The sequence below is a fragment of the Mycobacterium hubeiense genome (genome assembly GCF_002838065.1).
In the GTDB taxonomy this organism is placed as follows: domain Bacteria; phylum Actinomycetota; class Actinomycetes; order Mycobacteriales; family Mycobacteriaceae; genus Mycobacterium; species Mycobacterium hubeiense.
In genome coordinates this window covers 50,110-60,389 of record NZ_PIZU01000031.1, presented here as the reverse complement: position 1 = coordinate 60,389, position 10,280 = coordinate 50,110, and the positions used below count along the sequence as shown (strand labels likewise).

At 68.5% G+C, this 10,280-nt stretch carries 12 protein-coding genes; 5 read left to right on the top strand and 7 right to left on the bottom strand.

The features are described from left to right. The first annotated feature begins 31 nt into the window (after window positions 1-31). Window positions 32-529: an anthrone oxygenase family protein gene (locus CWS39_RS20950; protein ID WP_102144836.1), complete on the top strand. Its 498-nt coding sequence runs from the start codon at window positions 32-34 to the stop codon at window positions 527-529. Here the strand turns inward: CWS39_RS20950 and CWS39_RS20945 are convergent. Next, window positions 513-1,355 (bottom strand): RDD family protein, encoded by an 843-nt coding sequence (locus CWS39_RS20945; protein WP_102144835.1) that lies wholly within the window; start codon window positions 1,353-1,355, stop codon window positions 513-515. The genes CWS39_RS20950 and CWS39_RS20945 overlap by 17 nt on opposite strands. Before the next feature lie 28 nt (window positions 1,356-1,383). Here CWS39_RS20945 and CWS39_RS20940 point away from each other — a divergent pair, with 28 nt between their 5' ends. Beyond that, a complete protein-coding gene (locus CWS39_RS20940; protein WP_102144834.1) occupies window positions 1,384-2,376 on the top strand; it encodes a stage II sporulation protein M in 993 nt (330 codons plus the stop codon). Between the two features lie 4 nt (window positions 2,377-2,380). On the opposite strand, the gene CWS39_RS20935 is transcribed toward CWS39_RS20940, so the two are convergent. Genes CWS39_RS20935 through CWS39_RS20915 form a run of 5 tightly spaced genes read right to left on the bottom strand, consistent with a single transcriptional unit; the run spans window position 2,381 to window position 7,700 of the window. Further along, the gene (locus tag CWS39_RS20935) at window positions 2,381-3,703 is read right to left on the bottom strand and encodes a DUF58 domain-containing protein (protein WP_102144833.1); all 1,323 of its coding nucleotides are present in this window, start codon (window positions 3,701-3,703) and stop codon (window positions 2,381-2,383) included. Continuing rightward, entirely contained in the window at window positions 3,703-4,671 is a 969-nt protein-coding gene (locus tag CWS39_RS20930) for an AAA family ATPase (protein ID WP_102144832.1), read from the bottom strand. The genes CWS39_RS20935 and CWS39_RS20930 overlap by 1 nt, the downstream gene beginning before the upstream one ends. After that, window positions 4,668-5,804 carry a DUF4350 domain-containing protein gene (locus CWS39_RS20925; RefSeq protein WP_102144831.1) on the bottom strand — a complete coding sequence of 379 codons (1,137 nt, stop codon included), beginning with the start codon at window positions 5,802-5,804 and terminating at the stop codon, window positions 4,668-4,670. Before CWS39_RS20925 ends, CWS39_RS20930 begins: the two co-directional genes overlap by 4 nt. Further along, window positions 5,801-6,451 carry a DUF4129 domain-containing protein gene (locus CWS39_RS20920; protein WP_102144830.1) on the bottom strand — a complete coding sequence of 217 codons (651 nt, stop codon included), beginning with the start codon at window positions 6,449-6,451 and terminating at the stop codon, window positions 5,801-5,803. The genes CWS39_RS20925 and CWS39_RS20920 overlap by 4 nt, the downstream gene beginning before the upstream one ends. 1 nt (window position 6,452) lies before the next feature. Continuing rightward, window positions 6,453-7,700: a DUF7847 domain-containing protein gene (locus CWS39_RS20915; RefSeq protein ID WP_431306157.1), complete on the bottom strand. Its 1,248-nt coding sequence runs from the start codon at window positions 7,698-7,700 to the stop codon at window positions 6,453-6,455. Between the two features lie 67 nt (window positions 7,701-7,767). Between CWS39_RS20915 and CWS39_RS20910 the strand changes: the two genes are divergently transcribed. Genes CWS39_RS20910 through CWS39_RS20900 form a run of 3 tightly spaced genes read left to right on the top strand, consistent with a single transcriptional unit; the run spans window position 7,768 to window position 9,947 of the window. Beyond that, a complete protein-coding gene (locus CWS39_RS20910; RefSeq protein WP_102144841.1) occupies window positions 7,768-8,448 on the top strand; it encodes an SIMPL domain-containing protein in 681 nt (226 codons plus the stop codon). A gap of 11 nt (window positions 8,449-8,459) precedes the next feature. Next, a complete protein-coding gene (locus CWS39_RS20905; RefSeq protein WP_102144829.1) occupies window positions 8,460-8,924 on the top strand; it encodes a GatB/YqeY domain-containing protein in 465 nt (154 codons plus the stop codon). A 36-nt stretch (window positions 8,925-8,960) separates the two neighbouring features. Further along, window positions 8,961-9,947: an LLM class F420-dependent oxidoreductase gene (locus CWS39_RS20900; RefSeq protein WP_102144828.1), complete on the top strand. Its 987-nt coding sequence runs from the start codon at window positions 8,961-8,963 to the stop codon at window positions 9,945-9,947. On the opposite strand, the gene CWS39_RS20895 is transcribed toward CWS39_RS20900, so the two are convergent. Then, window positions 9,944-10,168 (bottom strand): three-helix bundle dimerization domain-containing protein, encoded by a 225-nt coding sequence (locus tag CWS39_RS20895; protein ID WP_102144827.1) that lies wholly within the window; start codon window positions 10,166-10,168, stop codon window positions 9,944-9,946. The genes CWS39_RS20900 and CWS39_RS20895 overlap by 4 nt on opposite strands. Between the last annotated feature and the right edge of the window lie 112 nt (window positions 10,169-10,280).

Genomic DNA, 10,280 nt, shown 5'->3' with positions numbered 1-10,280 from the left:
TGCCTTGCCGACACCGCGCCCCTGACTACCAATGACTGCGAGCCCCTTCGTCATGCTGACCGCCCTTGCCGCCATCGCCAGCGCCGCGGCGGGCGGAATGATGTACGTGTTCTCCACTTTCGTTCTGCGTGGCCTGAACCGGACCGGCCCCGTCGACGCAATCACCGCAATGCGTGGCATCAACGCCGCGGCGAACACCGACGCCGCGTTCCTGCTCGCCTACTTCGGCGCGGCGGTCCTTGCCCTGGCGGTGGGGGTGATGGCCGCGCTCCGACTCGACGAGCCCGGCAGCGTGTGGGTGATGGTGGGCGCGGTGTTCGGTGTGCTCACCGCCGTCATCACGATCGCGTTCAACGTCCCGCTCAACAACGACCTCGACGGCCTCGACCCGGTCGGCCTGTCCGCTGCCGACGCGGCCCGCGAGTGGCAGGCCTATTTCACCACCTGGACGGCGTGGAATCACGTGCGCACGGTCATGGCGTTCATCGCCGCCGTGCTGATGCTGATCGGCGCTAGCTCGGCGGAGTGAAGCCACCGTTAGACGGTGAACCCGGTTGCGGGTACTGCGGATTGGGCCACTGCGGCGGTGCACCGACCGGCGCGGCCGGACGCAGCCGGGCGAGCTCGCGTCGATGCCGCTCCGCGAGCACCGCGGCCAGAACATACTGCGGTGGAGCACCCGGGGGTGGCGGCGGGGATATCCGCGACACCACTTCGCCGACGATGCGGTAGGCCATCTGGTCGCGCACGCGCGGCTCCAATTGCGGTGCGCGCTCGAGGAACTGGCGAGCCAGCTCGGCCTGTTCGGCGCCGAGTCCGGACAGCTGCAGCGACGACGCCCACCACGCCAACGAGGGCGGCATCACCGGTGGCGGGCTCAGCCGCGGCGCCCGCTCGCTGACAACCAGTGTGCCCGCGAACACATCACCAATGCGTTTGCCGTTGCGGGAGAGCAAGCTACAGATCACCGCAGGCCCGCCGGCGAACATCCAGATCTCGATCACGCCCGCCAGCGCACGAAACAGCGCCTGGCGGAACCGTTCCGGGCCGCCGTCGTCGGACACCACCCGCAGCCCGAGTGCCATTTTGCCCAATGAGCGCCCCCGCGTTGCGGTTTCGAACACCACCGGATAGCCCACCAGCACGAGAACGGTGAAAATGATGAGCACCGCGCCGGAGAATGCGGGATCGAACTGGCGCAGCGTGGCCGCCCACAGGAACACGCCGATGACGTAGCCGATGAACATCACCGTGATATCGATGAGCGCGGAGAGCACACGAACGGGCAGCTGGGCGATCTGAACGTCCAGAACCACCGCGTCGCCGGTCACCACCGGTTCGGGCTGGAAGACCATAGCTGCCCACGCTACTAGGATTCGCTGGGTGGATGTCGACGCGTTCGTGCTGGCCCATCGCCCCACCTGGGATCGCCTGGACCGGCTGATCAAGCGGCGTCGGCGGTTGACCGGCGCGGAGGTCGACGAGCTGGTGGATCTCTACCAGCGGGTGTCGACGCACCTGTCGATGGTGCGCAGCGCATCGACCGATGCGGCGCTCGTCGGGCGGCTGTCGGGGCTGGTTGCCCGCGCGCGTTCGGCCGTGACCGGCGCGCATGCCCCGTTGTGGAGCGAGTTCACCCGATTCTGGACGGTGTCGTTTCCCGTCGTCGCGTACCGGGCGTGGCGGTGGTGGCTCGGATCTGCGGTGGCGTTCTTCGCCGTCACCGCGATCATCGCGTTGTGGGTCACGGGCAATCCGGACGTGCAGGCGGCGCTCAAGACGCCGAGCGAGATCGACGAACTGGTCAACAACGACTTCGCGTCCTACTACAGCGAGAATCCGGCGGGATCCTTTGCCCTGCAGGTGTGGGTCAACAACGCCTGGGTGGCGGCGCAGTGCATCGTGTTCGCGATACTGCTCGGCATCCCGATCCCGTGGGTGCTGCTGCAGAACGCCGCCAACCTCGGCATCATCGCGGGCTTCATGTTCGATGCCGGCAAGGGCGATATCTTCCTCGGCTTGCTCACTCCGCATGGCCTGATCGAGCTGACCGCGGTGTTTTTGGCCGCCGCCGTGGGCATGCAGTTGGGGTGGTCGGTGGTCTCGCCCGGCGATCGCCCACGCGGGCAGGTACTCGCCGAACGGGGCCGGGCGGTGATGTCCGTGGCCATCGGACTGGTCGCGGTGCTGCTCGTCGCGGGGCTGATCGAAGCGCTCGTCACGCCGTCGCCGTTGCCCACCTTCGCCCGCATCGGCATCGGCGTGCTGGCCGAAATCGCTTTCCTTACTTACGTAATCCACTTCGGACGCAAGGCCGCCAGGGCGGGGGAGAGGGGCGACATCGACGACGCGCCGGATCTGGTGCCGACGGGCTGACTGTCTAGAGCTTGCCCGTGGCCTTCATCGCCAGGTAGTGATCGGCCAGCGCGGGCGCGAGCTCCTCGGGCGGCGCGTCGACCACGTCGACGCCGGCCCGTCGCAGCCGCGCCGCAATCGCGCGCCGGTCGTTGCGCGAACGCTCGGCCGCTGCCGCGTCGTAAACCTCTGCGGCGTCGGCTCGTCCGGCTGCCAATCGGTCCACCCGCGGATCCGCGACCGCGGCCAGCAGCACCTGATGATGCGCCGACAACTGCGGCAAAACACCCATCAACCCCTCATCGAGCGCCGACGCGTTCAGGTCTGTCAACAGCACCACCAGGGCGCGCCGCCGCACCCGCCGCAGCACCGCCGAAACCATCGCGGCTGCATCGGATTCCACCAGCGCCGGCTGCAGCGGCGCCATCGCATTGACCAGCTGGGCCAGCACCTCGGTACGCGACGCGTTGAACACCCCGGCCCGCAGAACTCGGTCGTGAGCGAGGAAGTCGACGTGGTCGCCGGCACGCGAGGCCAGCGCGGCCAACAGCAGCGCGGCATCCATCGACCAGTCCAGTCGCGGCCATCCGCCGGGGTCGCCCGCAGTCGGGTCGACGCCAACGCGGCCGGCCGAGGTGCGGCCGGTGTCGAGCACGATCACCACCCGCCGGTCACGTTCCGGTCGCCAGGTCCGCACCACCACGTCGGCGCGGCGGGCAGTGGCGCGCCAATCGATCGAGCGAACATCGTCACCGACGACATACTCACGCAGCGAATCGAATTCGGTGCCCTGACCGCGAATCAGCACCGGCAAAAGGCCTTCGATGTCGCGCAGTTTGGCCAGCCGAGACGGCAGATGCTTACGCGACAGGAACGGCGGCAGAATGCGGATCTGCCACGGCACCCGATGTGAGCTCTGTCGGCCGGCCAAACCCAGCGGGCCCACCGACCGCGCCGTGATCACCGCTGACTGCTGATCGCCGCGACGCACCGGCCGCAGCGCGGACACCAGCTGCACCCGTTGGCCCGCAGGGATTGTCACCGCATGGCTGCGGGGCTCCGCCCGGGCGCTGGGTGACCACGCATCGCGGATGCGGCCGCGAAACGTGCGGCCTCCGGCGTTCTCGACGTGTAGCACCGCCTCCACCGGTTGTCCCAGCCGCGCGGTGGTGTCGCCCGACCTGCTGCAGGCCAGCCGCCGCGGGCTCGCGGCCAGTGCCACATCCAGCGCAACCGCGATCACCAGCAACGCCGCCAGGACAGCGAAAGCCGTTGCGGGCCAAGGGGAGAGCGCGACCGGCAGGGTGCAGACCAGGGCGACCAGGCCGGCGCGACCGGTGAGGATCACTAGCGTGGTACCGGGACTGACGCCAGGATGCCGTCGAGCACACCGTCCGGATTCGCACCTTCGAGTTCGGCCTCGGGCCGCAGCGAGATCCGGTGCCGCAGCGTGGAGCGCGCCATCGCCTTGACGTCGTCGGGGGTGACGTAGTTGCGTCCCGACAACCACGCCCAGGACCGGGCCGTGGCCAGCAGCGCGGTCGCACCACGCGGTGACACACCCAGCTGCAGCGACGGTGAATGCCTTGTGGCGCCGACGATGTCGACGATGTAGCCGAGCACTTCGTCGGCGACCAACACCTGACGGACGGCCTCCCGTCCGGCGGCGAGCTCCGCCGCACCGGCAACGGCCGCCACCGCCGACAGGTCGCGGGGATCGAAGCCGCGGGCGTGCCGGTCCAAGATCGCGATCTCCTGCTCCCGCGGCGGCAGCGGCACATTGAGTTTCAGCAGGAACCGGTCGAGCTGCGCTTCGGGCAGCTGATAGGTGCCCTCGTACTCGATCGGGTTCTGCGTTGCGGCGACGATGAACGGGTCGGGCAGCGGTCGCGGCTGGCCTTCGACACTGACCTGACGCTCCTCCATCGCCTCCAGCAGCGCCGCCTGCGTTTTGGGTGGGGTCCGGTTGATCTCGTCGGCCAGCAAGAGATTGGTGAACACGGGGCCTGAGCGAAACTCGAACTCCGCGGTATGGGCGTCATACACCAGTGACCCCGTGACGTCGCCCGGCATCAGGTCGGGCGTGAACTGCACCCGTTTGAACTCGAGCTGCAACGCCGCCGCCAGCGTGCGCACCAGCAGCGTCTTGGCGACGCCCGGCACGCCTTCGAGCAGCACGTGGCCGCGGCACAGTAGCGCGATCACCAGACCGCTGACCACCGCATCCTGACCGACCACCACCTTGGAAATCTCGCCTCGCAAGGCCAGCAACGCATTTCGGGCCGTGTCGGTTGTCTGTGTCGCTGGTCCAGTCACGACTGTGCGACCTGCCTTTCGATGTTGTCGAGTTCGTGCGCAAGGTTTACCAGGTCGGAATCGGTGGCCGGTGGCGGACCGAACAGAATGTGACCGACCGCGGCGGGATCGCGCCCGGCGCGTTCGGCGACCGCCTGCGCCACCGCGGGCGGCTGCGCATTGGGCGCCAAACCCAGCCGGGGCAGCAGCCGCTGCAGCGTGGCGGTACGCAAGGCGTCGGCCGCACGGTCGCGGGCGCGGTGCGACCGGTACAGCCGGCCACGGCCCTCGACGGTTTCGGAGGCCCGCACCACCACCGGCAGCCGCTCGGCGACCAGCGGACCGAGGCGTCGGCCTTTCCAGATGGCGAACAGCAGCACCGCCAGCACCAGCTGCCACACGATCCATATCGCACGGTCGGGTATCAGATCGGAAAGTGTTGCCGTGCCTTCGAATCCGGCTTCCTCGCGTTGCGGGGCATACCAGACGACATGTGGCCGGGTGCCGGCGAGGTTCATCGCCAGCGCCGCGTTGCCCTGCTTGAGCAGGCCGGAGTTCGTCATGAAATCAGCTGTGCCGACGACGGTGACGGTGCGGCGGTCATCGGTGTAGCGCACCACGGCGCCCTCGTAGCAACTGGTGACCGGTACTTCGGCCGTCACCTCGTACGTGTCGCTCGCACCGAGCTGGACTTCGCCCGCCCGGTTGGCCTCCCGCATGTCGCAATCCGGTTGTGCGCCAAAGGTAGCGGTCCCGGCGACACTGACTTCGGGGGCCAGGGCTTCGCGGGTCTTGGCGACCGGTTCGACCAGCAGCAGGTCCGCGGGCAGCGCGGCCAGGCGCTGCAGCTGTTCGTCGTCGACCAGATAGAACGTCTGGGCGATAACCACCAGACTGTCTGCGGTCGCGGCCTTCTCGACGTCCTCGAGGCTGTCGGCGACGGTCACGTCGACGCCGTAGTCGCGCAGCAGGGAGACGAGCGCGCGAGCGCCGTCGGCGGACGTCGCGTCGGCATCCATCCGGCCGCCGTCCCGGGGCGCGGTGAGATAGACACTGAGGGCACCGACCAGGGTGATGACGATGAGGGCCAACACCACCCAGCGCGCGGTTCGCCACCGCTGCCTGATCGTCGTGCCGACAACAGAACCGCTCATCGCACTTCCGCCCAGCCATCGGTGACCGCGGGCGCGGTGTCGGTGATGCGCGCCGCTGTGTGGAACCGCAGGTGGTCATCGAGGTCGGCGATCATCCGGTAGGCGTCCGACGTGCCCGGCCGGTCACCGTAGGTGACGTCGTTGAATGTGTTTGCCGCCGTGAGCAATTCCGCTGCGAGTTGGGGCAGGGCTGTGCCCGCGTCACGGGCCAGCTCGGTGGCCGTACGGCCCGGGACCGGGTTCAGCACACCGGTCTCCTCCAGTTGGCGCGCGACGGCTCGGAGCCGATGCCGGATCGCGGCGGCCCAATCACCCGCTGCCGCGGACTGTTCGGCGACCGCGCGGTGCTCGGCGGCGCTGAGCTCGCGCCCGTCGAACAACGAGTAGTCGGTGCCGCGGTCGGTTCGCATGGCACGGCGGGCGATCCGGATTGCCACCACCACGGCGACCGTGAGCAGGATCAGCAACACCGAGATGGTGAACCAGCCGCCGGGCAGGCTGGCCCCCTCGGCGGCCAGTCGGTACAGCAACTCGTCGAGCCAGTTGCTGAAGCGTTCAGTCAGGGAAGCCTTGGGATAGATCGGTTTTGAGAGCTCACGCTGCGCGGCCTCGTGGGCGGCATCCCGGTCGATGTCTACTGTCGGCACGTCAGGGATATCTGGTCAGCCACAGGTGGTCAGTGGAATCGGCGGGTCCGGGTGACGACGCGCCGGTCTGCAGCACCAGGTCGAACGCCTCGGCCCGGATCCGGCGATCAGTGTAGAGCAGCACCACGACACCGGCGGAGAACGGTGCGGTGATGATCTGGCCGATTGCGCTGCCGACGGCGGTGAGGATCAGTGCGAACACCGCGCCGGCCGTGGATCCCGCGGCGGCCAAGAGGATTTGGCCGCCGAAACTGAACGGCACCGACACCGCACCGGCGATCACGGCGGCGACGAGTCCGCCGAGCAGCCGGATGCCGAGCACCCGCCAAAAGTCGTTGCGCACCAAGGCGAACGACCGCGCGATCGCCGGGAACACACCGAGCCGCTCCAACACGATCAGCGGCGGCGTAAAGCTGAGCATGGTGACCAGGTAGATCAACAGCGCGATCAGCAAGAGCACCAGCGGGATACCGAGGACGGCCGCCACCGCACCGCCGGCGGCGGCCGCGATACCGATGATGATCAGCACGACGATTGCGACCAAGGCAATCGCGCCGAGCCCTTCGAGGACGGTGAAGCCGATCAGCGCCCAGAGTCTGCCCTTGAGCCGCTGCCAGGCTTCCCCGATGGTGATGCCGGCCCCGAACACGGCGCGCCCGATGACGACGGTGAGCAACCCGCTGAGCAGGATCGCCGACAACCCGGTGGCGATAGCGCCCGCCAGGCTCGACGCCGACGAGCCGACCAGCGCCGCCGTCGACGCCTCCTCGCCGCGCAGGGCCGGTTCGAGTTGGCCGGTGGCAGCGAGCGGGACGACCTGCAGGATGAGCGTGATGATCTGGGCGGCCACCACGACGATGGTGGTCAGGCCGAGCGTGGCCTTGGGGTTGGCGCGGATGTAGGCGACCGCGCCGTTGAAGATGTCGGCGAGGGTCAGCGGCCGCAGCGGGATGACACCGGGTTTGAGCGCCGGCGGCGGCGGGGGCGGCGGGTAGCCCCGGTAACCGGTCGGCGGATAGCCCGGCGGAGGGCCATAGCCGGGTGGAGGCATGTAGCCCGGCGGGGGCGCGTATCCAGGTGGTGGGTAGCCGGGAGGCGGCGCGTAGCCCGGTGGCGGCGCGTATCCGGGTTGGTATCCCGGCGGTGGATATCCCTGATAGCTGGGAGGTGCATAGCCGGCGGACGGCTGGCCCGGCGGCGGCGGGCTCGTCGGACCGAACCCGTCGGCGTCGTTGCTCATGGCCACCATCCTGTCGATCACCACACGAATTGACAACGTGTCCCGTCGTGTCGGTGGGCAACGTTACGGTGGCCGCATGTCGACCGAGATCACCGTGCGCGGGTCCTTCAAATCGTTCGAGGCGCCCGAACGCGGCACCGTGCACGCGACCATTTCCTACGAGGGACCGGAGATGGCACCTGTATACGAGCGGACGGCGCGTGATCTCGAGACGGTGAAGGAGTCAATCACGCCGCTGCACAACACAACTGACGGGCCGATCACGTGGTGGTCGGCGCAGAACATGCGCACCTGGTCGAATCGGCCGTGGAACCAAGACGGTAAGCAGCTGCCGCTTGTGCACCACGCCAGCGTCACCGTCGAGGTGAAGTTCGCCGACTTCACCGCGCTGTCGCGCTGGGTGGGTGGGCACACCGCGTCCACCGAGGGATTCCGGGTGTCACATGTGGAATGGGCGCTCACCGAGAAACGGCGTGACGAGCTGGCTCGCCAGGTTCGCACCCACGCCGTCGAAGATGCCGTCACCCGCGCGCAGCAGTACGCCGATGCGCTCGGGCTGGGCCAGGTTCGGCCCGTGGCCGTGGCCGACGCCGGAATGCTGGGCAACCGTCCCGAGGGCGGGTCCGGCGGCGGCTCCTACCTGGCAGCGGCGCCGATGGACCGCGGCGTCCCCGACGTCGAGCTGCTGCCTGAAGACATCGAGGTCTCGGCGACGGTGGACGCCCGCTTCGTCGTGGACACCGCGGCCCCGGCGTAGCGTTTTGAACCATGGCGGAACTCAAGGACCGACTGCGGGCTGACCTGACGGCCGCGATGAAGGCGCAGGACAAGCTGCGCACCGCGACGCTGCGGCTGTTGTTGTCGGCGATCCAGACCGAGGAAGTGTCGGGTAAGCAGGCGCGCGAACTCACCGACGCCGAGGTGCTCAAGATCTTGGCCAGGGAATCGAAGAAGCGCGGTGAATCCGCCGAGATCTACACCCAGAACGGGCGCGGCGAGCTGGCCGCGGAGGAGCACGCCGAGGCGCGCATCATCGACGAGTATCTGCCCACACCGCTGACCGACGCCGAGTTGGCCGACGTCGCCGACACCGCGATCGCCCAAGTCGCCGAGGACCTCGGTGAGCGGCCCAGCATGCGTCAGATGGGCCAGGTGATGAAGGCCGCCACCGCGATCGCGGCGGGCAAGGCCGACGGCGCCCGGCTCTCGGCGGCGGTCAGGGCGCGCTTGTAGCCGTTTCGGTGTGATGCGCTCGGGTACCCGGTGGGCATGACGCGTTTTGGCTACACCCTGATGACCGAACAGAGCGGGCCTAAAGAGCTTGTCCGCTATGCCGTCTCGGCGGAGGACGCCGGTTTCGATTTCGAGGTGTCCAGTGATCACTACTCGCCGTGGCTGGCCGCCCAAGGTCATTCGCCCAATGCGTGGACGGTGCTGGGCGCCGTCGCGCACGCCACCGAGCGGGTCGAGCTGTTCACGTACGTGACGTGCCCGACGATGCGCTATCACCCGGCGATCGTCGCTCAGCAGGCTGCGACGTTGCAGATCCTCGCCGACGGACGGTTCACCCTCGGGGTGGGCAGCGGCGAGAACCTCAATGAGCACGTGGTCGGCATGGGCTGGCCGACGGTGGCGCGGCGACACGACATGCTGCGCGAGGCCATTCAGATCATTCGCGAGCTGTTCACCGGTGAGGTCGTCGACTGGAAGGGCGAGTACTACGAAATCGACTCCGGCAGGTTGTGGGATCTTCCCGACGTGCCGGTCGCGATCGCGGCGGCGGTGTCGGGGGAGCGCTCCGTCGACATGTTCGCCCCGCTGGCCGACCATCTGATCGCGGTGGAGCCCAATAGGGATCTCGTCGACGCCTGGCATGACGCGCGGCGCGCGACGGGGCTGGCCGAACAGGCGCGGGTGATCGGCCAGATTCCGATCTGCTGGGATCCCGACCGGGACAAGGCCGTCGAACGCGCCCACGACCAGTTCCGCTGGTTCGCCGGCGGCTGGGCGGTCAACTCCGACCTGCCGACGACGGCCGGATTCGCCGGTGCGACGCAATTCGTCCGGCCGGAGGACACCGCCGGCGCCATCCCGTGCGGACCCGATCTCGATGCCATCGTCGAGGCGGTCAGCAAATACTGGGAGGCCGGATTCACCGACATCGCGCTGGTGCAGATCGGCGACGAGGCTCAGGAGCTGTTCTTCAAGGAAGCCGCCGAGCCGCTTCTCGCCGCGTTGCGCGCGGCGGCGAATTAGGCGGAAGCGAGTTCGCGGTCGCCGTCTCGCAGCCGTGCCAGCTCACTGGCCACCCGTCGCTCGACGAGCAGTGGCACGAAGTCGCGGATCACACTGTCTTCGAAGCGGGCATGAGCATCCTCGACTGCGGCGGCAACACGTTGCGGGGGCACCGCGGTGAACTTCGCCACAAGGCGACGCTCGACCTCGGCGATCAACTCGGGTTCAGTTTTCTTTGCCATGCTAACAAGTGTCGAATGCCCCGATACGCTGCGTCAACGAGGTCTTCGTCACAAGAGTTGACGGGTGTCAACCAGCGCCACAGCGTGGCGGCGGTTGAACCGATGCCAGGCG